This is a genomic window from Nocardiopsis deserti (genome assembly GCF_008638355.1).
Lineage (GTDB): Bacteria > Actinomycetota > Actinomycetes > Streptosporangiales > Streptosporangiaceae > Nocardiopsis > Nocardiopsis alborubida.
On sequence record NZ_ML703348.1, the window covers coordinates 425,263 to 449,282 of the forward strand.

Consider the following 24,020-nt stretch of genomic DNA (forward strand, 5'->3'; position numbering starts at 1 on the left):
CGGCCGCTCAGTCGAGGAGGGCCTCGTCGATGTAGGCGAAGAGCTCCTCGCTGGTCGCTGACTCCAGGTCCCGATCGCCTCCGTTGGGGACGCCGCCGTCCCCGGACAGGTCGCGCAGCAGGGCGCGGAGCCGGTCGACGACGGCGTCGCGGTCCACACTCCGTCCGCCGTCCTCCCGGAGGGCCGCCTCGACGCCGTCGAGCCCGGCCATCACGGCCTGTTCCGGATTCCCGAACAGGCGTTCCTCCAGGTGGCGGCCCAGGGCAGTGCACGTGGGGTGGTCGAAGGCGAGTCCGGACGGCAGGCGCAGACCGGTGAGCGAAGCCGCCCGGTTGCGGATCTCGACGGCGGTCACCGAGTCCATTCCCAGGTCCTTGAGGCCGCGTTCGGCGTCCAGGACCTCTCCGGAGGGGTATCCGAGGACGGCGGCCACCTGTTCGCACACCAGGTCGGTGACGGCGCGGACGCGGCCGTCCCGGTCCGTCCCCGCCAGGCGCGCCCGCAGTCCGGCGGCGGCGTCCGCACCGTCGCCGCCGGGCGCCGTGTGCCCGACGGAGGTGTGCCCGAGGTCCCCGATGAGGGGGCTGGGCCGGTTGGCCGTGAAGGCGGTGCGAAAGCGCGGCCAGTCGACGTCGGCGACGGCGAGCGCGGGCAGGTCCCGGTCGAGGACGTGCTGGAGCGCGCCGACCGCGACCTCGGGGTCCATCGTGGGCAGCCCGTGCCGCCGCAGGAGCTCGGCGACGTCCGCCTCTCCGGCCATACCGCCCCCCGCCCAGGCGCCCCACGCGACCGACGTGGCCGGGAGCCCCAGCGCGCGGCGGTGGTGGGCCAGGGCCTCGCAGAAGGCGTTGCCGGGCGCGTAGTTTCCCTGGCCGGACACGCCGAACACAGCCGAGACCGAGGAGAACAGGACGAACGCTGACAGGTCCGCGTCCCGTGTGAGCTCGTGCAGGTGCACAGCTCCGTCCGCCTTGGCCCGCAGGGCGCGGGCCAGCTGATCAGGAGTGAGCGCGTCGATCGCCGCGTCGTCGAGCGCCGCGGCCGCATGCACCACCACGCGGAGCGGGTACTCGGACGGCACGCCCTCCAGGACGGCGGCGAGCGCGTCGCGGTCGGCGACGTCAGACGCGGCGAAGGTGACCCGGGCTCCGCTCGCGCGCAGTTCGGCCTCCAGGTCCTGAGCCCCTGGGGCGTCCGCGCCCCGGCGGCTCACCAGGAGCAGGTGGTCCGCGCCGTTGCGGGCGAACCACCGGGCGGTGTGCGCGCCCAGCGCTCCGGTACCGCCGGTGACCAGGACCGTTCCCGAGGGCTTCCAGCGGCGCACGGCCGCGGAGCGGGTCAACGGTTCCCTGACGATCCGGCGGACCAGCACCTCGCCGTCGCGGACGGCGATCTGGTCCTCGCCGGGCGCGCGCTTGCCGACCAGGAACGCGGCCAGGGTCTGGCCCGTCCCCTTCTCCGGGGCGGTGGGCAGGTCGATCAGGCCGCCCCAGCGCTCGGACTGTTCCTGGGCGGCGACCCGCCCGAACCCCCACACGAGCGCGGCCGCGGGGTCGGCCACCCCGTCGCCCGCCGTGACCGCCCCTCGGGTCAGGCACCACAGGGGGGCGGTGATCCCGGCGTCCGAGAGGGCCTGCGTCAGCAGAACGGTGCGCCGGTGCCCGGAGGATGCGGTGGGCGCGGACAGGGCCTTGGCCGCGGGGTCGGCGGTCAGGGCGTACGCCGAGAGGATCCCGGCGACGGAGTCGACCTCCTTGACGGCCGTCATGGCCCGCTGCGCCACGGCGGAGCGGTCCGCGGACTCGGGCACGTCCACCGCGCGGACGATGTGCCCGCGCGCCGTCAGCACCGCGATGCAGTCGGTGACGGAGGGATCAGTCGGACCGGAGCCGAACAGCAGCCAGGTCCCGGGCGCCCTGGGAGGGGCCGTGCCCGCGTCGGCGGGAACCCAGTCCTCCTTGTAGGTCCACTCCTCCAGCGGGTCCACCGTGCGCCGGACGCCGTGTTCCCCGGTGGAGGCCCGGGAGGCGGCCACCGCGCCGGGGGCACGCCAGTACCGCTGGTGCTGGAAGGCGTAGGTGGGCAGATCGACGACCCGGGCGGGGTCGCCGAACAGCGGCCGCCAGTCGACGCCGACACCGTGCACGTGGGCCTCGGCCAGCGAGGTCAGGAAGCGTTCGGGGCCGCCCTCCCCTCTGCGGAGCGTGCCCAGGACCACCACGTCCGCCGTCTCCGCCGCCTCGACGGTCTCCTGGATGGCGGGGGTGAGCACCGGGTGCGGACCAGACTCGACGAACGTGTCGTACCCGTCGGCGAGGAGGGCCCTGGTCGCGCCCGCGAAGTCGACCGTCTCAGCGAGGTTGCGGTACCAGTACTCGGCGTCCATCGGCACCGGTCCCAGCCTGCCCCCGGTGAGGGCGGAGTACACGGGGATCTCGGGCTGCCTCGGGGTTATCCCGGCCAGCGAGGCGGTGAGGCGTTCGCGCAGGCGCTCCACGTGAGGCGTGTGGGAGGCGTAGTCCACCGCGATCATCCGGGCCCGGACGCCCTCGGCCTCGTATCGCGCGACCAGGGCGCGCACCGCCTCGGGCTCGCCCGCCACAACCGTGGCCCCCGGGCTGTTGACGACCGCCACGTGGACCTTTCCGTCCAGTGCGGCGACGCTTTCACGGACCAGGTCCGCCGGTAGGGCGACCGAGGCCATGGCGCCGGTTCCCGCCAGTTCCAGGACCGCCCGGCCGCGCAGCGCCACCACCTTCGCGGCGTCCTCCAGGGAGAGCGCGCCGGCCACGCAGGCGGCGGCGATCTCCCCCTGGGAGTGGCCCACCACGGCCGCCGGGCGCACGCCGTGGGCGCGCCACAGTTCGGCGAGGGAGACCATCACTGCCCACAGCGCCGACTGGACCACGTCCACGCGCTCCAGGAGGGCCACTTCGCCGTGTCCCCGCAGAACCGAGGTCAGCGACCAGTCCGCGTACGGGGCCAGGGCCCGCTCGCACTCGGCGACGCGCCGGGCGAACTCGGGTGAGGTGTCCAGGAGCTCCGCGGCCATGCCCGCCCACTGGCCGCCCTGGCCGGGGAAGACGAGGACCGGTTCGCGCTCTCCCCTGGCCAGTCCACGCACCGCTCCGGAGGGCTGCCGCCCGTCGGCCAGCGCGTCCAGCGCGTCCAGGAACGCGGCGCGGTCGTCCGCGACGACGACCGCGCGGTGCTCCAGCACCGACCGTGTCGTGGCCAGCGACCAGCCGACGTCGGCCGGATCGGCGTCCGGACGGGCGCGGAGGTGGTCGGCCAGCCGCGCCGCCTGCCCCTCCAGCGCCGCGGAGTCGCGCGCCGAGAGGATCCAGGGCAGGCTCCGCCCGGGGGCGCTCGCCCGCGCGGGGCGCTCTCCCCTGTCCTCCTCGGCCGGGGCCTGCTCCACCACGAGGTGGGCGTTGGTGCCGCTGAGCCCGAAGGATGACACCGCGGCACGGCGCGGCCTGTCGGCCCGCGGCCAGGGGCGCCCCTCGCTGAGGAGCCTGACGGCCCCCGAGGACCAGTCCACGTGCGGCGTGGGCTCGTCTGCGTGCAGCGTCCGGGGCAGCAGCCCGTGCCGCAGGGCCTGCACCGTCTTGATGAGCCCGGCGATCCCGGCGGCGGCCTGGGCGTGGCCGATGTTGGACTTGAGCGAGCCGAGCCACAGGGGCCGGTCCGCGGGCCGCTCCCGGCCGTAGGCGGACAGCAGGGCCTGCGCCTCGATGGGATCGCCCAGGGTGGTGCCCGTGCCGTGCGCCTCGACCAGGTCGACGTCACCGGGGCTGAGGCCGGCGTCGGCCAGGGCTGCGCGGACCACCCGCACCTGGGAGGGCCCGTTGGGCGCTGTGAGGCCGTTGGAGGCGCCGTCCTGGTTGACGGCGCCGCCGCGGATCACGGCCAGGACCCGGTGCCCGTTGCGGCGGGCGTCGGCGAGGCGCTCCAGCACCACCATGCCCGCGCCCTCGGAGAACCCAGCGCCGTCCGCGTCCGCCCCGAACGCCTTGCAGCGCCCGTCGGCCGCCAGGCCCCGCAGGTGGGTGAACTCGATCAGGGGCCCGGGCGAGGCCATGACCGTGGCCCCGCCCGCCAGCGCCATGGAGCACTCGCCCGCGCGCAGGGCCCGCACAGCCAGGTGCACGGCCACGAGCGACGAGGAGCATGCGGTGTCCACCGTCAGCGCGGGACCGGTCAGCCCGAGGGTGTAGGCGATCCTGCCTGAGGCGACGCTGGTCGTGGTGCCGGTCATCGCGTGCCCGTCCGCCGGGGCCTGGGACAGCGGCGGACCGTACTCCTGGCCGATGGCGCCCACGTAGACGCCGGTGTCGGTGCCCGCGAGCGAGGACGGGGCGATCCCCGCGCGCTCCACGGACTCCCAGGCCACCTCCAGCAGAAGGCGCTGCTGGGGGTCCATCGCTTCGGCCTCGCGGGGTGAGATCCCGAAGAGACCGGGGTCGAAGGCGGCCGCGTCGTCGAGGAAGGAGCCCTGGACCATCGCCGAACGGGGCCCATCCCCCGTCTCACCGAGCAGTGACGGTACGTCCCATCCGCGGTCGCCGGGCAGCGGGCCGACGGCCTCGCGCCCCTGGACCACCATGTCCCACAGGTCCTCCGGGGAGTCGACACCGCCGGGCAGACGGCAGCCCATCCCGACGACGGCGACGGGCTCGCGGGAGGAGGCCCGGTCGACCTCCTGCCGTAAACGGGTGTTCTCCTTCAGCGCGGACCTGAGCGCCTCGACCAGTCGGTGGTCATCGGTAGTCATCTGCCGTCTCCTGTCCACTGGAAGATGCGTGGGCCTCGCCCCGGAGAGCAAGGTTCACGAGGTCCGCGACCCCCATCGCATCGATACTGCTCTCCTGTGCTCCGGCGTCGTCGGCGGACGTGTCGGTGTCGTTGTCGGTGTCGTTGTCGGTGTGGCTCTGCCTGGGGACCTCCGAGCGGCCGTCGGCCAACAGGTCCGCCAGCAGCCGCGCGAGCGCACGGGGGGTCGGGTGGTCGAAGACCGCCGTGGCCGGGACTCGTACGCCGACCGCCGAGCTGAGGCGGTTGCGCAGCTCCACCCCGGTGAGCGAGTCCAGCCCCAGTTCGCTGAAGGGCCGGTCGGCGTCCACCCGGGAGGGTCCGGCGTCGGCGCCGTGCCCCAGAACGACGGCGGTGTGCGCACGGACCTCGGTGAGCAGCGCACGGTCCCTCTCGGTCCCCGACAGCTCGGTGAACCGGTCGGCGGCGGCCTCCTCCCGTCCGTCCGCCGGAACGTCCCCGGCCTCCGGCGCGGTCGGCCCCGCCTGGACGCGGAGCGCGTCGACACCGGCGGTGGCGTCGAACAGGGCCGGAACGGCGTTGACCATGTCCCGCAGCAGGGCGGTGTCCAGGTGTCGCAGGGCCTCCTCGGGGCGCATCGGGAGCAGGCCGCCCCGGCTGAGAGCGCCGAGGTCGGTTCCGTCCAGGTGGCCGGTCATACCGCTGGCGCCGGCCCACAGCCCCCACGCCAGCGAGGTGGCGGGCAGCCCGCTCCCGCGCCGGTGGTGGGCCAGCGCGTCGCAGAAGACGTTGGCCGCCGCGTAGTTGGCCTGGCCGGGATTGCCGAGCACTCCGGCGACCGAGGAGAAGAGCACGAACGCTCCCAGGTCGGCTCCGGCGGTCAGCTCGTGCAGGTTCCAGGCGGCGTCGACCTTGGGACGCAGCACCCTGTCGACCTGTTCGGCGGTGAGCGAGGCGACGGTGGCGTCGTCGAGCACGCCAGCCGCGTGGACCACCGCGCCGAGGGGGCGATCCCCGGGGACCGCGCGCAGGACCCGCTCAAGGTCCTCCCGGTCCGCGGCGTCACAGGCGACCACCTCCACCCGGGCGCCGAGGGCCTCCAGTTCGGCGGTACGTGCCTCCTGTCCCTCCGCGTCCGGACCGCTCCGGCTGGTGAGCAGCAGGTGGCGCACGCCGTAACCGGTGACCAGGTGGCGAGCCGTGCGGTGCCCCAGGGTTCCCGTGCCACCCGTGACCAGCGCGGTGCGCTCCTGCGGGAAGGGCGCCGGGACGGTCAGGACGAGCTTGCCGATGTTCTCCCCGCGCTGCAGGGAGCGCAGGGCGTCCCGTACGTCCTGGACCCGGTGGACGGTGATCCGAGGCAGCGACAGCGCTCCCCCGGCGAACAGCTCCATGACGCGCCCCAGCATCTGGCCGATCCGCTCCGGCGCCACGTCGGGCAGGTTGAACGCCTGGTACTTGCGGCCGGGGTGAGACGCGGCGACGCCCTCCTCGGAGCGGATGTCGCTCTTGCCCATCTCCACGAAGCGGCCGCCCGGCCCCTCACCGTCCCGGGGCGAGCGCAGCAGCCGCAGTGACGCGTCCACGAACTCCCCGGTCAGCGAGTTGAGGACCACGTCCACCCCGCGACCGCCGTTCGCGGCGCGCAGGCGGTCCTCGAACTCCAGGGTCCGGGAGGAGGCCAGCCGGTCCTCGTCGAGTCCGTAGGCGCCCAGCTGCGCCCACTTGTGCGGGCTCGCGGTACCGAACACCTGCGCCCCCATGTACCGGGCGAGCTGGACCGCGGCCGTGCCGACACCGCCCGCGGCGGCATGCACCAGGACGCTCTCCCCCGGGCGCACCGCGGCCAGGTCCACCAGACCGTAGTACGCGCTCAGGAAGGCGACGGGGACGGCCGCGGCCTGCTCAAAGGACCACTGCTCGGGGATCCGGGCGAGCTTGCGGCCGTCCGCGACCGCGACCGGCCCGAACGCGCCGTCGAACATACCCGTCACACGGTCGCCCGGTCCCAGGTCCGTGACCTCGTCGCCCGTCTCCAGAACGATGCCGGAGCCTTCCAGTCCCATGCCGCTCTCGCCCTCGACCAAGCCCAGCGCGACCACCACGTCACGGAAGTTCACCCCGGCGGCGCGGACGGCGAGGCGGACCTCGTGGGGTCCCAGCTCCCTCGCGGCCTCCGGAGCGGGCAACGGCTCCAGCTCCTCCAGGGAACCTTGGCGGCGGGTGTCCCACCGCCACGAGGCGCCCGGGGACGTGGGCCGTCCGTCGTCGACCCTGACCAGCCGGGGCAACAGGACCGCGCCCGCACGCAGCGCCGTCTGCGGTTCGCCGAGCCCGACCGCTCCGGGAAGCACCCGATGGGACTCCTCCGACCCGTCGGAGTCCACGAGCACGAGACGGCCGGGGTGCTCCCGCTGTGCCGCGCGCAGCAGGCCCCACACCGGAGCCGCCCCCAGTCCGGCGATTCCGCTCCCGACCTCGGTGGGTACGGCGCGCCAGGTCACCACGACCAGCCGCGCGTGCGCGGACCGCTCGTCGGCCAGCCAGGCTCGGACGGTGCCCAGCGCCGCGTCGAGTCCGGCCCGGACGGCGTCCGGGACGTGGGTGCCCTCCGCGTAGACCTCGGTGGGCGGCAGTTCGGTGTAGACCGTCGGCGGCACGGGGTCGTCCGGGCCGAGGGAGGCCAGGTCGGGCAGGCCGGTGGGGACCCCCGCCCCGGGGACGGGAACGGTCGCCCTCTCCCAGACCAGTTCGTACAGCCCGGACAGCTCCGCCGGATCGCGCTCGGGCAGGGAGTCCCCGTCCAGGGGACGCAGCACCAGTTCGTCCACGGCCACCGCTGGGGCGCCGTGCCCGTCCACCGCCAGGACGCGGTAGCGGCCCTTCCCCAGTTCGGTGATCCGCGCCCGGAGCGTGCGGGGGGACCCGCCGGCCCCGGACGGTGTGACGCGCACCCCTGACCAGGCGAAGGGCACCAGGAGACGGCGCTGGTCCTCCCCGTGCGCGAGCACCGCGTGCAGGACGGAGTCCAGCAGGGCCGGATGGGGTCCGTGGAAGGGAGCGCCGTCCGAAGCCCCGTCGGGAAGGGCGGCCTCGACCAGGAGTTCCCCGTCGCGCCGCCAGACCGAGCGCAGGCCCCGGAAAACCGGCCCGTAGGTGTACCCGCGTTCCTCCAGGAGGCCGTAATCGGCGCCGGTGTCCACCGGGTCCGCGTCCGCGGGCGGCCACTCCCACGCTTCTCCCGGTTCGGCGGGACCCCCGTGGTCGAGGGTTCCGGAGGCGTGCCGGGTCCACGGGACGTCGTCGCCGTCCTCGGGGCGCGAGTGAACCAGCACCTCGCGTCGGCCGCCCTCACCAATAGGGCCCACGGTGACCTGGAACGGCACGGCCCGGTCGCTGGCCAGTACCAGCGGCGCCTCCAGGACGAGGTCGCGCACCGTCGCGGCTCCGCAACCCGCCGCGGCTTGCGCGACGAAGTCCACCATCGCTGTTCCGGGGACGACGACCCGGCCCAACAGGCCGTGGTCGCCTGCCCAGGGGTGATCGGCCGTGCCGATCCTGCCGCTGAACACGGTCCGCCCGTCCGCGAGGGCCAGCCCGTCGCCCAGCAGTGGCTCGGCGGCGGGAGCGGGTGCGGACGGCCCGGACACCGTCCAGTGGCGGCGGCGCCGGAAGGGGACGTCGGGCACGACGACGGGGGCTCCCTCGTCCGCGACTCCCTCCAGTACCACGTGCGCGTTCGTGCCGCTGATCCCGAAGGAGGAGACCGCGGCCCGGCGGGGGCGACCGTTGTCCGGCCACGGCTCCTCCTCACGGAGCAGCCGCACCCCGCTGCCCTCCCAGTCCACCTTGCCGGTGGGCCGGTCGACGTGCAGCGTCCTGGGCAGCCGACCGTTGCGCAGCGCCTCCACGGTCTTGATCACCCCGGCCACGCCGGCGGCGGCCTGGGCGTGGCCGATGTTGGACTTGAGCGAGCCCAGTCGGAGCTCGTCCTCTCCCCGACGGTCGCCGCCGTACACCGAGATCAGGGCCCGGGCCTCGATGGGGTCCCCCAGCCGGGTCCCGGTCCCGTGGGCCTCCACCGCGTCGACGTCCCGGGGCGTCAGCCGGGCCGATTCCAAGGCCTGCCGGATCACCCGCTCCTGGGCCTCCCGGCTGGGCGCGGTCAGGCCGTTGCTCGCGCCGTCGGAGTTGACGGCGCTGCCCCTCACCAGGGCCAGGACGGGGCGACCTGCGCGCCGTGCGTGCGAGACGCGTTCCAAAAGGAGCATGCCCGCGCCCTCGGCCCAGGCCGTTCCGTCCGCTCCGGCGCCGAAGGCCCGGCACCTCCCGTCCGGGGACAGCCCGCGCTGGGCCGAGAACTCCAGGAACATACCGGGGGTGGCCATCACCGTGGCCCCGCCCGCCAGCGCCATGGAGCACTCGCCGCGCTGGATGGCGCCCACGGCCTGGTGCAGCGCCACCAGGGACGAGGAGCACGCGGTGTCGATGGTCATCGCCGGCCCGTGCAGTCCGAGTACGTAGGCGATCCTGCCCGAGGCCACGCTCAGGGTGCTGCCGGTCAGCCGGTAGCCGCCGTCGGTGCCCGGCCCCGGGTCAGCGAGCCGGGGGCCGTAGTCGGCGGGCATGGCGCCCACGAACACCCCGACCTCCTGCCCGCGCAGTTCCCCGGGCTCCAGACCGGCCCGCGTGACCGCCTCCCAGGAGGTCTCCAGCAGGAGCCGCTGTTGGGGGTCCATCGCGTCGGCCTCTCGGGGGCTGATCCCGAAGAAGTCGGCGTCGAACATGGCGGCGTCGTAGAGGAACCCTCCCGAACGCGTGTACGTGCGCCCCGGCGTCCCGGGGTCGGTGGAGTACAGGCCGTCCAGGTCCCAGCCCCGGTCGTCGGGGAAGCCACCGATCGCGTCCTGCCCGTCCATGACGAGCCGCCACAGCCGCTCGGGCGAGTCAACACCGCCCGGAAGGCGGCATGCCATCGCGGTGATCGCGATCGGGTCGTCCTCGGCGGGCGTGCGCTCGGCCGCCGTCGCAGGGCGGCGTTCCGGTGCCCGCCGGGGAGACGGGGACGCGGCGAGCTCGCCGAGCAGGAAGTCCACCATTCCCTCGGCCGTCGGCACCTCGAAGAGCAGGGTCGGCGGCAGCCGCAGGCCCGTCTCCCCGGCCAGGGCGTTGCGCAGCTCGACCGCCATCACCGAGTCGAAGCCCAGGTCGCGGAAGGTGCGGCGCTCCCAGCCGTCCTCGTGCTCGGAGAGTCCGAGGATCGCGGTGCTGCGGGTCCGGACCAGCTCCTCCAGCTCCTCCCGGGTCCACGCGCGGACTCGGGGCGCGCTGCCGTCCCCGTCCGGCTCGGACACGGGGGCCCCGGACTCCGCAGACGCGGCTGGGGGCGGCGCCGCGAGAGTGTCGGGCCACAGGCGCCGGCGCTGGAACTGGTAGGTCGGCAGGTCGACGACGCTGGCCCCGCTACCGGTGAACAGACCGCTCCAGTCGACGTCCACACCGACCGCGAACGCCTTGGCCGCGCTGGTCAGGAACTGCTGGGCGCCCCCGGAGTCGCGGCGCAGCGTCGGCACGACGTGCCCCCCGCCTCCGGTCAGGGCGAGGATCTGCTCGATCCCGAACGCCAGCACGGGGTGCGGCCCGACCTCCAGGAAGGTCTGCCGTCCGGAGGCCACCAGGGCGTGCACCGCTTGGTCGAACCGTACGGTGCCGCGCAGGTTGGAGAACCAGTACCCACCGTCCAGAGGGGTCGAGGCGGTGTCCAGCTCCCCGCCCGTGAGTGTGGAGAAGAACGGCACCCGTGCGGCGCGGGGGCGCAGGCCGTACAGGCTTTGGAGAACCTGGTCGCGGATGCCCTCCACATGGGCGGAGTGGGAGGCGTAATCCACGTCGATCAGCGTCGCCCGCACACCGTGGTCCTCGCACCACTGCACGGCCTCGCGCACCGAGCGCGGGCCGCCCGACACCACCACGGCGTTCGGACCGTTGCGCACGGCCACGTACAGGTCGTCCAGACGCTCGGTCAGCCGCTCGGCCTCGTCCGCGTCCAGTCCGAGGGAGGCCATCGCGCCGGTGCCGGCCAACGCGGTCAGGGCCTGGCTGCGCAGTGCCACCACCCGGGCGCCGTCGTCCAGGGACAGCGCCCCGGCCACACAGGCCGCGGCGATCTCGCCCTGGGAATGGCCGACCACCGCGGACGGCCGCACACCGAGTTCCTCCCACACCCGCGCGAGCGACACCATCACCGCCCACAGCACGGGCTGCACCACGTCCACGCGCGCGTCGGACCCGGCGACCACGGGGGCCTGGGGCTCCCTGCGCAGCACCTGGAGCAGCGACCAGCCGACGTACGGGTCCAGGGCCCGCTGGCACTCGCGCAGCCGCGCCACGAACACCCGGGACAGGGTGCCCGTGCCCTCCAGCAGCTCGCGCGCCATCCCCGGCCACTGTCCGCCCTGCCCCGGGAAGACCAGGACGGGCCCGGGACGGCTGGGGTCGGTGTCCGGCGGCGTGGCCGAGTGCACCGATTCCAGCTCACGCGTGTCGGTGCCGCCGGAGGCGAGTATCACCGCCCGGTGCTCGAACACCGTGCGGGTCGTGGCCAGCGAGTAGCCCACGTCCTCGGCCCTGACGCCCGGCCTGGACGAGACGAAGGCGTGCAGCGCTGAGGCCTGGGCGCGCAGGGCGGCCTCCGACCGCGCCGACACCACCCACGGGACCAGGTCCATGCCCGTGCCGCCGCCCGACGCTCCGGCGCCCGCGCGCTGGGGAGGCGGGGGGCCGAGCACGAGGTGGCAGTTGGTGCCGCCCATCCCGAAGGAGGACACACCCGCGAGCGGGGTCTGTCCGGGCCACGCCTCGCGGCCGGTCTGCGGGCTCAGCCCCCATCCGTCCAGGTCCACGTCGGGATGGGGGGAGGCGAAGTTCAGTGTGGGTGGGAGCTGTCCGTGGGACAGGCTCAGTACGGTCTTGAGCAGGCCGGCCACGCCCGCGGCCCCCTCCAGGTGACCGATGTTGGTCTTCACCGACCCCACACGTAGGGGTTCGCGCCGGCTCCGGGAGAACACCTCCCCCAGCGCCTCGGCCTCCACCGGGTCCCCGGCGGGCGTGCCGGTCCCGTGCATCTCCACGTAGCCCACGTGCGCCGGATCCGCCCCGGCCCGGCGGTAGGCCTCGCGCAGGACCCGCGCCTGCCCCTCGACACCGGGCCGGGCCAGGTAGGAGGTCTCCCCGGAGTTGTTCACCGCTCCCCCGCGCAGCACGGCGTGGACGCGGTCCCCGTCCGCCAGCGCCCGGTCCAGGAGCTTGAGTACGAGGACCGCCCCGCCCTCGCCCCTCACGTAGCCGTTGGCGCGGGAGTCCAGCGTGTAGCACCGCCCGTCCGGCGACAGTCCGCCGAACTCGTCGACGGTGTCGGTGCTCTCGGGCACCAGGATCAGGTTCACACCGCCCGCGAGGGCGGTCTCGGACTCACCCCGGCGCAGGCTCTCCGCGGCCAGGTGAACGCTGATCAGCGAGGACGACTGCCCCGTGTCCACGGTCAGGCTCGGCCCGCGCAGACCGAGCACGTAGGACACCCGGTTGGCGATCATGCCCCGGTGGGTCCCGGTGAGCGTGTGGTGGGTGATGGCCGAACGGCCGCCGGCCTGGCGCAGGAGCGCGTAGTCGGAGGAGTTGGCGCCGGTGAAGACACCGGTGCGGGTGCCCCGGAGGTCGGCCGGGGAGACCCTCGCGTTCTCCGCGGCCTCCCAGCTGAGTTCGAGCATGAGGCGCTGCTGGGGGTCCATGGCCAGTGCCTCGCGCGGCGATATCCCGAAGAACGCGGGGTCGAAGTCCTCGACCCGTTCCAGGTACCCGCCCCAGCGGCCGTCACGTTCCCCGGAGGGTCCGCCGAGTCGCCCGGGGGGCGCGGTGACGGCATCGCGGCCCTCCCGGAGCAGGCGCCAGAAGGCGTCAGGGTCCGGGGCGCCGGGAAGTCGGCAGGAGAACCCCACCACGGCGACGGGAGCATCCGCCCCCTCCTGAGCGCCGTACGCATGATGGCTGTTCAACGCGTTTCCTCCGATCACGCTTCACGTTCTCGTCACGCACACGAGGACTTCTGCGTCGTGCTCCCTCACGGACGGCATACCTGTACCCGTACCGTGCAGATGCACGATTCGATCGTTTTCTCGCAGGTCAGAGTGAACGATCCGAAAACCGGATACGCCTTTGCCCGGAGAGGACCGGGTCCCGTGCCCTGAGCGGGGACGGAGGGGGCCGAGCACACACGGGGACACATGGAACACCCTTCATTGCTGACGCGGGCCTTCTCCTGGGGGACGACCCGATCCCGTGAGTGCCCGATACGCCGAGGTGACTGTCACATAAAACTCAAAAGTCACCATAAGACACTTACAGGCACCAACACGAAGGATCGTAACTGCCGCTCAGGTTGCGTGACAACGCAGGAACGCTTTTCGGACATTGCACTTCGCTATTCGGTCAGTGACATAACCTGAAGTGAAACGACCCCAAACAGCAAAGATGCCCGACATCCCAGGGACATCGGGCATCCGGAATCCGGACGGCGCAAACGCGGTCAGTCTCCGTGCCGCGCACGCACCTCGGCGAGATACCGGCTGGACTGTTCCGGGTCGAGGAGCCAGGAGGCGAAGTCCGGCGGATAGTCCCATCCCTGGATCCACCGGTCGCCCACCTCCGGATATCTGGCGGCGGCGTCGAGGAGTTCGTAGAAGTGCGGCGGCAGGTCGCCCGCGTCCCACAGTGTGGAATTCATCTCTGACCAGAGCTGGTTGTGCAGCCCGAACTCCCAGAAGCGGTCGAACGCTCCCACCAGGAACCGCTCGTCGAACTCGCGGTCACCGTGCTCGATGATGCTCTCCAGGTACGCCTCCGCGCAACGGGTGGAGTTGTTCCAGCTCTGGCCCACGTACGGGTCCATCGTGACGACCACGTCCGCCATGCCGAGGACCCGCCCACCGGAGGGCAGGACCCCGACGGGGTTGCGGACCTGGGGCGTGAGCTCCTCCACGAGCGTACTGTTGATGCCGTTCGAGAGGGTGGCGTCCTTGACGCGCTCGAAGTAGTCCGGAGCGTACTGGCGGAGGAGGTCCTTCATCCTGCGCAGCTGCTCATCGGGCCCCGGGCGGTCCGGCCACGCGTCCATGGGCCCGCCGCGCTTGTCCACCAGCAGGAGGTTGTGGCACGGTCCCTCCTGCGTGAGGATCGGCAGGAAGATGATGTTGCCCGCGTCGGCGGCCGAGGCCGCCCAGCCGGTGTTCTCCTCGCCGTGCTCGTCCGGCCAGACGTCGTAGATGTGCGCCTGTGCGATCGACCTGGGCCTGGCCCCGCTGAACCTGCTCTCGTCGTAGTCGAAGAGCTGACCGAGCTCACCGTGGCCGACGGCCACGATGATCAGGTCGAACATCCGCGAGAAGTAGTCGAGGTCCGTGACCGTGACGCCGTGGATCACGACCTTGCCGCCGCGGTCCTCGAAGTACTCCAGCCAGTCGGCCATCTTCACGCGCCTGTCGACCGACACGATGTAGTCGTTGTTCGTGCCGGTCCTGCCCTTGAAGGACTTGGGGGGCTGGCCCTTGCCCGGATACAGGTGCACCCGGTAGTCCCTGATCTGCGGTGAGAGCGCGCTCCACAAGTCCAGGTCGTGCTCCCGCTCGCGTTCGAGAGCCGTAGGAAAGGTGAGTTGGGAGATCGAGGACCTGCCCGTACGGATCTCCATCGAGGACTGCCCCGTGATCACCGTGACGTCGTATCCATGGGTCAGTAGCCCATGGGCCAGGTGCAGGCCGGCATGACCCGCGCCGACGATAAGGATCTTGCGCATTGTCGCTAACTTTCCTGGGGAATCTGCGGGGCGGTGGGGAGGGCTGGGTCTCCCCGTCCGTCAGGCGACGGGCTCGCTGGCGCGGTTGTGCTCCAACGCGTACCTGAGCAGCGTCTTGAGCACCTCACCCCCGGACAGCCGGTTCCGGGCGTCGAAGTCGATGATCGGTACCTCAGGACTGACCTCCAGTGCCTCGCGGACCTGTTCGGAGGTGTAGTCGAGGTGGCCCTCGAACTTGTTCAGCGCCACGATGTAGGGGATGCGTTTGTTCGTCTCGAAGTAGTCGACCGCGTCGAAGGAGTCCGCGAGCCTCCGGCAGTCGACCACCACGACGGCGCCCACGGCGCCCCGGACCAGATCGTCCCACATGAACCAGAAACGCGCCTGGCCCGGTGTGCCGAACATGTACATGACCAGTTCGTCGTCGATGGTGATGCGACCGAAGTCCATCGCGACGGTGGTGGTCGTCTTGTCGGGTGTGATCGAGGTGTCGTCGTGACCGATGCTGGCCTCGGTCATGATCGCCTCGGTCGTGACAGGGGGAATCTCCGACACCGAGCGCACCAAGGTCGTCTTGCCGGCGCCGAAGCCCCCGGCGATGACGATCTTGCTCGACATCTTCTTGCGATTCGACCTCTTGTCACTGGAAAAGTCGTTCGAGACCACGAAGAGCCCTCTCCAGAACCTGGTTTTCCGATGGACTGCTGCCGGTGATGGTCGGGTGGATGTACACCAGGTCCTGTTCGGCCAGATCACTGACCAGAACCTGGGTGACGCCCAGGGGGATGTTCAACTCGGCCGACACCTCGGCCAGCGACCGGGTCTCCCGGCACAGCTTGTAGATATTGATCGACTCCGGCATGAGGGTGCCAGGAGGCTCCTGCCCGGGCTCGGACGTCGAGACCAGGGTCTGCACCATCAGCGGATGCCGCGACCGTGTCCGCCCACCCGTGAAGGTGAACGGACGGACACGGTTACTCCTTCGCCTGCGGAAGCTCATAGCCGAGGCAACCTCTCCTCCCGAACGGGCACCGTCGTCAGTTCTGGATGACCTCGCGCAGCTGCGAGCGCAGCTGCGGCGTGAGCACGTGGGCGACGTTCTCCACGAGCTTGGTCATCTGGAAGCCGACGATCTTGAGTTCGGTGCCCGGGGCGGTGAGCACCGCCATGCAGGAGCCGTCGCTGATCGCCATGATGAACAGGTGGCCGTGGTTGAAGCGGACCAGCAGCTGTTCGCACTCGCCCCTCTGGAAGAGGTTGGCCCCGCCGACGGCGAGGCTGTGCAGGCCGCTGGCGATGGCTGCGAGCTGCTCGGCGTGCTCCTCGGGGAAGTCGCTGGAGTGCGTCAGGACCAAGCCGTCCGAGGAGACCACGACGGCGTGCTCGACACCGCGCACGTCGCGGACGAACCGGTCGATGAGCCAGGAGAAGTTCTCAACACTGTCGTTCACGGATTCAGTCATCGCTGTGCCTTACCTGCCTGGGCCGAGGGTCGTGTTCGCTGCTTGGGTGTCTGCGTGGGCACACCGGGAGGGGCGCCCTGGACGGGGTCGGGAGCCGTCACTTCTGGTCTTCCCCGGGCTCGCCGCCGCCCTCGCGGGCCTCCCGCTCGCCGTCGAAGAAGTCCCCGAGCTCGTCGCGGATCTGCTCCGCCCTGGCCTCGCCGGTCAGCCTGGGCGGGGTGTCCTCCCGGGTCTGCGGGGTGTCCGGTTTCTGTCCGGGGCGGGACATCATCCGCAGGGGCGACCCGTGTGGGGTGGCGCTGCGCCGGGGGAGTCCGGCGGAGGTCACCGCCGGACCGCTCGCCGCGGGGGGCTTGCCCGCGCCGTTGGCGGGGGGCCGGGTGGAGGCCGGGGCGGGCGTGACGGGCTTGGCGGGCGGAGCGCTCGACGGGACGGTCGACGTGCGGGCCTGGCCGGGGGTCCGTGGCGTGGCCACGCGCAGCAGCTCCTTGGGGATGATCGCGTAGGCGCTCACCCCGCGGAAGGAGCGGGGTTCGAGCCTGGCTTCCAGCCCGTGCTTCTTGGCGATCCGGCTGGCGACGTACAGACCCATGTGGCGGGGCACGTCGGAGTCCAGGACGGGTTCGCCCGCGAGGCGGCCGTTGAGTTCGGAGAGCTGGCCCTCGGGGATGCCCACGCCCTCGTCCTCGACGACGATCATGAGGCGCCCGTCGGCCAGTTCCTGGGCGCTGATGACGACCTGGGAGTGCTCGGGCGAGTTGGCGGTGGCGTTGTCCAGCAGTTCGGCGAGCAGGTGGCTGATGTCGTCGGCCGCCATACCGGTGATGGAGGTCTGCGGGATCTTGCCCATCCGGACGCGGGGGTAGTCCTTGATCTCGGAGGTGGCGGCGCGGGCCACGTCGAGCAGGGGGACGATCTCGTCGTGGGCGTCGGACTCGCCGCCGTCATGTCCGGTGAGCACCAAGAAGTTTTCCCCGTTGCGCCGCATACGGGTCGCGAAGTTGTCGATCTGGAAGAGCTTGTCGAGCAGGTCGGGGTCCTGGGCGTCGGTCTCCAGTTCCTCGACCATCTCCAACAGGGCGTCCACGAGCGACAGGTCGCGCATGGCCAGACCCGCCAGGGCCTCGTTGAGAAGGCTGCCGCGGCCGTCGGACGGCGCGGAGGAGGCCGGGTCGACGGGGGCGATCGCGTCCATGAGGGCGGCCCTGCGCTCGGCGAGCGTCTCGGCGGGTGCCTCGGGGGCCGCGGCCTCGGCGGGCTCGGCCGGGGTTTCCCGCTCCTGTTCCCGCTTCGGCTCCCGTTCCGGCTGCTCCTTGCCCTCCTCCGTGTCGGACCCCGCGCGGGTCAGGGCCCGGTCCTCGCGCTCGGCGGGCTCGGTCCGGGTCTCGGCGTGCTCGGCGAAGAGCGTGCTGGCCGACTCGGCGCTGATCACCTGCGGCTGCTGCCCGGCGGCGAGCACGATGATGTGCTGGACCGGCTGGCCGTAGGGGTTGTACTGCCCCGGATAGAACATCGGCTGACCGTGCATGACGTAGCCGGGGGGCTGGAAGGGCGCCGGGTAGGCGCTCTGGTAGGTGACCAGCGGCTGGGGCGGGTACTGCGCCGGGTAGTGCGCGGGCTGCGGGGGGTAGGGGTGCTGGCCCTGCGGCTGGGGCGCGTAGCCGCCGTGCTGCGGGGGCGCGGCGGGGTAGTGCGCCGGGGCGGCCTGCGGGTGGGGCGGGTAGGGGTGGTGGGGCTCCTGGGCGGCGGGGTGGTAGGGCGTGCCGTACTGCGGGCCGGGGGCCGCCTGGTAGGGGGCGGGGGCCGCGTAGGGGTCGTGGCCGACCGGGCCGGGGCCCGGCTGCTGGGCGTACCCGTGCTGGCCCTGTACCTGCGGGGGCGCGGTCCGCTCCCCCGGTACCTGGTAGGGCTGGGGCGCGGGGCCGGCCCACCCCTGGGGAGGCTGCTGGTAGCCCTCGGCGGCCGGAGGCGCGGCGGCCTGCGGCTGCTCGCTCTGGCGGTGGTTGTCGGGGGGCTGGGGCCCGGCGGCCTGCGGCTGTTCCGGCTGGCGGTGGCTGTCGGCGGCCCGCGGCGGTTCCTGTCTCCGGGAGTCCGGCTGCTCGGGTCGGGAGGAGCTGCCCTGCTCCTCGGGGTGCCGCGTCTGACCGTGCGGCGCCTCGGCCCACTGCTGCCCCGCCTGCTCGGGCCGCGGGGCCGGCTGCGGCGTGGTGTCCGCGGGGGCCGCCTGCGTCTGCGCCGCGGGGGGCTGGGGCCGCTCCGCGCGCTCTGTCGATGAGGAGGTGTCAGTCATGGTGTCCGTGGTGGCGGTGATGGGTGGGGTACGCGGCTCGGGCTCGTCCAGGCCCACGCCGCGCCACTGGTTGACCGGGGTGGCCCCGGTGTCCACGTCGTCGACGTTCACCCGCCGTGTGGTGTAGGGGTTCGGGACGCTGGTCCTGGAGGAGGGCCGGTACCCGTTCTCGGCGGAGCCGGAGAAGGGGCCGGTCGCGGGGGGCGCGGCGTCGCCGCGCTCCGTCGCGCCCGACTCGGGAGCGGATCCGGCCGTGGGCTGGACGCCTTCCCGGCCGGACGTGCGGCCGGAGTTCTGCGAGTGCGGATGCACGGGATGATGCACGGGATTTCCTTGCTGGGTCTCCGGTGAGGGGGGTTCCTGGGCTCTGACCATACGGGAGATGGCCCGTCGGAACCGTCCCTCCCGCCTGGCTCCTTGCCCGTCCTCCGCTGACGTCATCGGCCCGCCCCCGCGCGGGTGCGGAGCGGGGCTGTCTCGCGGCGACGGCGCCTCTGCCACAATCTCGTCTCCTCGCGTCGGTGGGGGCGGGTCAGCGGCGGCGCCGCTCCACCGCCCTGCCCGGGGAGGTGGCCGCCCGGGGATCCCGCGCGGGGTCCCCGTGGCAGCCGGGTGCCCCGTGCGCCGGAAGAAGGCCTCGGCCGGGGCACCCCCGCCTGAACGGGGACCAGACGGGTGCGACACCCCATCCGGAGACAAGTATCCATGCCCCGCACAATTCCTGTACTTCCACCGAGAACCGTCGTTCGGTTCGCCAGACTAACAAAGGTCGACAGCCTTGGCAGACGAATCGTGGAAGGATCACAAAAGCACGCGGTACAACGTCTCTGACGTGCACAAACACTGTCCTGGAGGTGCTGTGACCCCAGATGTTTTTGTGAGATTTATGGACCCATGTCTGTTTCCGGACAGGTGTCAGCAACCGGACCGCCGCACCGGCGGACCCGCGGCCCGAAACGAAGCGCACCCGCTTTGAACAGCACGGACGCGCGGCCCTGTGACCGGTCGCCGGGCGGGGCCACACCGCCCGCCGCGCAGGCGGGGACCCCCGTCACACGGGATCCGCGTCCGCCGACGGTCTCGGGACACCGCGCCGGTGCGGGGCGCGGGGACGTGGCACACGGGCGGCCCGGGGGTTCGGGTCCGCGGGGAGCTGGGGTCATGGCTCTCCTGTCGATTCCCCTTCCCCGTTCCGCGCCGTTCCCGGAATTGCTCCGAAAACGGCTCCGAACGAGGAGTGCGACGCTTCGCGGGCCGTCCGCACCGACGAGGGCACGGAACACGACCGGGGGACGCAGAGCGCCGAAAGGTTCTCCGCGCCTTCGGGGAGGATGCCGGGGCGGCCCTTCCGAAGGCGTTGGCGCCGGAAACGGGCGGTGTTCGGACACCGTCCTCCCGACGTACAGGAGACTACCTTCCCCCACCACGAATGCACATCAAGGGCCAGCATTCCGACAAAAAAGAGAGAGTGCGCACAGCGGGGACGGGGCCGTGCGGCCCCGTCCCCGAACGCGGCCCGGTCCCCCTGGCCCGTCCCGCCCCCTACCCGGCCGCCTCCAGGCCGCCCTGCACCAGCGACAGGATGATGTGGTTGTCCCGGTAGATCTGGTTCTGGGCGGCGGGATGGTCCTCGGGGAAGGACTCCACCCGCACACCCTCCAGGGCCGGGGCCAGGTACTTGTAGGTCCAGATCGGGATGCGCGGCAGCAGCTCGTTGAAGACGATCGCCATCGTCTTGAGGGCCTCGGTCTGCTCCTCCTCGGTCTGCGCGGTCTTGGCGACCTCGACCAGCGCCTCCAGGTCCACCTCGCCCCGGCTGGGGCTGTCCACCTTCAGGTCGAAGTCCTGTCCGGGGTTCTCGCCGGTACGGGCGTTCTCCACCAGGAAGTTCATCTGGAAGGCGCCCCAGTACTGCGGGATCTCCGGGTTGCCCCAGTGGCGCACGGCCACCTCGAAGTCACCGGCGGCCCAGATGCCCCAGGGGTTGTCCGCGGGCACGTTGCGCGCGCTCGTCTTGATCCCGAAGGCGTTCCAGGCCTCCTCCACCTGGGTGGCGGTCAGCTCGAAGTCCCCCCAGCCCGCGACGCCGATGATCTCGTAGCTGGCCTCCTCACCGTCCGCGGTGTGCCAGACCCCGTCCTCCTTGGTCCAGCCCGCCTCCTCCAGCAGCTCGGTGGCCCGGTCCAGGTCCTGGTCGTAGACGGCGAACTCCGCCAGCTCCTCGGCGGTGAAGATCTGCTCGGTCTGGAGGTCGACCAGCCCGGAGTAGTACCGCACCCGGTCGTAGGCCTCGCCCCGCGCGACCTGGCCGATCTGGTCGCTGTCGAGCAGGTGCTTGAGCGCCTTGCGCACCCGCACGTCCCTGAGTTCGGGCTTGGCCGCGTAGTTGAACATCAACCCGCAGCCGTCGTAGCCGGGGTGCTCGATCCACCGGAACCCCTCGACACCGCGGAAGGCCTGCTGGTCGGCGGCGGAGGTGGCCAGGGTCGAGTAGTCGACCTCGCCCTGCTGGATGAGCAGGGAGGCCTGGCGGTTGTCGCCCTTGTGGACGACCACCTCCTCGAAGGCGACCTCCTCGCCCTGGTACCCGGTGCTCTCGCGCACCAGGGTGATCCGCGCGTCCGACATCTGGGCCCGGTCGAAGGTGTAGGGGCCGCTGGTGATGATCTCCTCGGGGTTGAACTCGATGAACTCGGCGTTGAACTCGGTGTGCTCGTCATCGCCCTGGCGGACGCCGTCTGCCACCATCGCGATCGCGCGCTCCCCGAAGTCGCCGTAGGTCGACTTGGAGAAGATCCGGTGCTTGACGACCTGGAGCTCGATCCCCGGGAAGGGGTTGTCGAAGCGCGCGCGGACACTGAGGTCGTCCAGCTGCTCCAGCTCGGTGATCTGCGGGAAGCCCACCGACCAGGCGGGCGCCTCCAGGACCCGGATGGCGTAGTTCTGGTGCAGGTCCTCGGCGGTCAGGTCGGTGCCGTCGCTCCACTTCAGGCCCGGGCGCAGGGTCACGACGAGGTCGTCGCCCTCCCAGGCGCTGTTCTCCAGGAGCAGGTAGTCCCACTCGTGGGTCTCCCAGTTGTAGAACGCGCCCGCGGGCAGGAAGAGGTCGGCGTACACGGAGTTCATCAGCAGTGCGCCGTCCTCCACGGCGACGTTGCGCGTCTGGGCGGCCAGGTCGAAGTCGAAGACGCCCGTGAACTGCGCGGCGCCGCCCGAGGCGTTGTCGCCGCCCGCACAGGAGGAGAGCACGCCGGCGCCGGCGACGCCCGCCGCGCCGAAGCCGATCGTCCGGAGCAGGCGTCTGCGGCTCAGGTCCCGCATCAGGGGGTGGGGGGTGGGAGGGTTCAACGACGCTTCCTTTCCAGTAGGACGGCGAGCAGACCGAGGGAGAGCACGACCAGGCCGATCACGACGGTGAGGGCGCTGATGACGGACTCGGCTGTGCCGGGGGGTGTGAGAACGACCATGAGTGCGCTGGTCAGGGCGAGGAAGGCTCCGACGAGGAGTCCGAAGCGGCCGACGACGGGGAGCACGGCCTCACCCCCTGTTGACGACGTGGCAGGCGAGCAGCCGGTCGTGCGCGGGGGCCAGCGGCGGCCGGACGGTGTCGCAGTCGCCCTCCTCGTAGAGGGGGCAGCGCGGGTGGAAGTCGCACCCGGGCGGCAGGTCGGTCAGGTCGGGGATGTCGGAGCTGCGCAGCCTGATCCGTTCCCGGTCGCGCGCCAGGTCGGGGTCCGGCTCGCAGACGGCGTCGATGAGCGCCTTCGTGTAGGGGTGCTGGGGGTCGTTGACCACGCGCGGGGTGGGACCGTGCTCGACGACCCTGCCCAGGTACATGACGGCGATCTCGCCCTCCCAGGCGAAGTACTTGGCCACGGCCAGGTCGTGCGTGATGAACAGGAAGCCCACGCCGAGGTCGTCGCGCAGCCCGCCGAGGGTGTTGAGCAGGCTGACCCGGATGGACACGTCCAGCATCGAGGTGGACTCGTCGGCGATGATCACCTCGGGGTCCATCGCCAGGGCGCGGGCGACCGCCACCCGCTGGCGCTGGCCGCCGGACAGCTGGTGCGGGTACTTGTCGAGGTGCTCCCCGGCCGGGGTGAGGTCGACCCGTTCCAGGAGTTCGACGGTGGCCCGGCGGGCCTCGTGCCTGTCCTTGACCAGCCCGTGGCGGCGCAGCCCGGCCGAGACGGTCGAGTAGACGGTGCGCACGGGGTTGAGTGAGGCGTAGGGGTCCTGGTGGATGAACTGGACCGAGCGGCGGAAACGGGCCCGTTCGCGCCGGTCCATTCCGGCGACGTCCCTGCCCCGGAAGAGCACGGAGCCCCGGACGGGGTCGGCCAGTCCCGCGGCCATGCGGGCGCTGGTGGTCTTGCCGCAGCCGGACTCCCCCACCAGGCACAGCACCCGCCCGGGGCGCACGTCCAGGTCGACCCCCGCGACGGCGGGCACGTCGCCGCGCGGGGTCGGGAAGACCTGGTGCACGCCGCGCAGGCTGAGCACCGGTGCGGCGTCCCCGGTGCCGCGGTCGGGCACGGCACCGGGCTCGGGCCGCGGGTCTGCTGGGACGGTCCGGTCAATCACGGGTGGCCCCCTCGGTGGAGAGTTCGTTCGAACGCAGGCAGGCGGCGGCGTGGCTCAGCCCGTCGGGGCGGTGCGTGAGCACGTCGAGCTCGGGGCGGGTGGACGCGCACCGCTCGACGGCGTGCTTGCAGCGCGGCGCGAAGGAGCATCCGGGGGGCAGCGCGGAGAGGCTGGGCGGGCCTCCGGGCAGCGACTCGGGGACCCGGAGGTCGCCGGTGACCGGGGGCACCGAGTTGATCAGCGCCGAGGTGTAGGGGTGCCGGGCCCGGTGGAAGATGTCGCGGGTGGTGCCGGTCTCGATCATCCGCCCCGCGTACATGGTGCCGACGCGGTCGGCGAGTTCGGCGGCCAGACCCAGGTCGTGGGTGATGAAGACCATCGCGAAGCGCAGTTCCTCGCGCAGCTCCGCGAGGCGTTCGACGATGGAGCGCTGGGTGAGGATGTCCAGGGCGGTGGTGGGCTCGTCCAGGATGAGCAGCTGCGGTTCCAGGGCCAGGGCGAGCGCGATGAGGGTGCGCTGGCGCATGCCGCCGGAGAGTTCGTGGGGGAAGCTGTCCAGCACGCGGGCGGGGTCGAGCCGGACCGTCCGCAGCAGCTCGGCGGAGCGTTCGAGGACCTCGGCGCGCGGGCGGCGGCCCCGGTCGTGGGCACGGAAGGTGTCGAGGAAGTGGTCGCGCACCCGCAGCACGGGGTTGAAGGCGTTCATGGCGCCCTGGAAGACCATGGCCGCCTCGTTCCAGCGGAAACGGCGCAGGTCCTCGCGGGCGAGGGCGCGCACGTCGACGCGGCGGCCGTCCTTGCGGCGGAAGAGGACCTCACCCGCGGAGAGGAGGCCGGTGCGCGGGAGCAGCCGGAGCAGCCCCAGGCCGAGGGTGGTCTTGCCGCAGCCGGACTCCCCCACCAGGGCCATGGACTGGCCGGGGTGCAGGTCGAAGGAGACGTCGCGTACCGCGGTGACCTGTTTCCTGCGGCCGGTGCGGTAGGCCACGTCGACGCCGCGGACGGAGAGCAGGGGCCCCTCGGCGGACGGCGGGGCGGCGGTGTGGTCGGGCACGGTGGC

Annotated in this window: 11 protein-coding genes; all 11 read right to left on the minus strand. The window is 72.5% G+C overall.

All coding sequences use genetic code 11. The features are described 5' to 3' along the window. Positions 1-7: 7 nt before the first annotated feature. Complete coding sequence (locus tag FYW99_RS04585; RefSeq protein ID WP_150250521.1) at positions 8-4,777, minus strand: type I polyketide synthase; 4,770 nt, start codon at positions 4,775-4,777, stop codon at positions 8-10. Continuing rightward, positions 4,764-12,773 carry a type I polyketide synthase gene (locus FYW99_RS04590; protein WP_150250756.1) on the minus strand — a complete coding sequence of 2,670 codons (8,010 nt, stop codon included), beginning with the start codon at positions 12,771-12,773 and terminating at the stop codon, positions 4,764-4,766. Before FYW99_RS04590 ends, FYW99_RS04585 begins: the two co-directional genes overlap by 14 nt. A 584-nt stretch (positions 12,774-13,357) precedes the next feature. Further along, positions 13,358-14,623: a styrene monooxygenase/indole monooxygenase family protein gene (locus tag FYW99_RS04595; protein ID WP_150250524.1), complete on the minus strand. Its 1,266-nt coding sequence runs from the start codon at positions 14,621-14,623 to the stop codon at positions 13,358-13,360. 60 nt (positions 14,624-14,683) lie between these two features. Next, positions 14,684-15,241, minus strand: a complete 558-nt coding sequence (locus tag FYW99_RS04600) for a GTP-binding protein (RefSeq protein WP_017565342.1) — start codon at positions 15,239-15,241, stop codon at positions 14,684-14,686. Positions 15,242-15,263: 22 nt separating this feature from the next. Continuing rightward, a complete protein-coding gene (locus FYW99_RS04605) occupies positions 15,264-15,623 on the minus strand; it encodes a DUF742 domain-containing protein (protein WP_082768466.1) in 360 nt (119 codons plus the stop codon). Positions 15,624-15,660: 37 nt separating this feature from the next. After that, entirely contained in the window at positions 15,661-16,086 is a 426-nt protein-coding gene (locus FYW99_RS04610) for a roadblock/LC7 domain-containing protein (protein WP_013151544.1), read from the minus strand. Between the two features lie 97 nt (positions 16,087-16,183). Beyond that, positions 16,184-18,700, minus strand: a complete 2,517-nt coding sequence (locus tag FYW99_RS04615; protein WP_223838723.1) for an ATP-binding protein — start codon at positions 18,698-18,700, stop codon at positions 16,184-16,186. Positions 18,701-19,918: 1,218 nt separating this feature from the next. Then, positions 19,919-21,697 (minus strand): ABC transporter substrate-binding protein, encoded by a 1,779-nt coding sequence (locus tag FYW99_RS04620; protein ID WP_394350330.1) that lies wholly within the window; start codon positions 21,695-21,697, stop codon positions 19,919-19,921. Positions 21,698-21,720: 23 nt separating this feature from the next. Then, positions 21,721-21,909: a hypothetical protein gene (locus tag FYW99_RS04625; RefSeq protein ID WP_150250530.1), complete on the minus strand. Its 189-nt coding sequence runs from the start codon at positions 21,907-21,909 to the stop codon at positions 21,721-21,723. Between the two features lie 4 nt (positions 21,910-21,913). Further along, the gene (locus FYW99_RS04630; RefSeq protein ID WP_394350328.1) at positions 21,914-22,960 is read right to left on the minus strand and encodes an ABC transporter ATP-binding protein; all 1,047 of its coding nucleotides are present in this window, start codon (positions 22,958-22,960) and stop codon (positions 21,914-21,916) included. Continuing rightward, complete coding sequence (locus FYW99_RS04635; RefSeq protein WP_150250532.1) at positions 22,953-24,014, minus strand: ABC transporter ATP-binding protein; 1,062 nt, start codon at positions 24,012-24,014, stop codon at positions 22,953-22,955. The genes FYW99_RS04630 and FYW99_RS04635 overlap by 8 nt, the downstream gene beginning before the upstream one ends. Between the last annotated feature and the right edge of the window lie 6 nt (positions 24,015-24,020).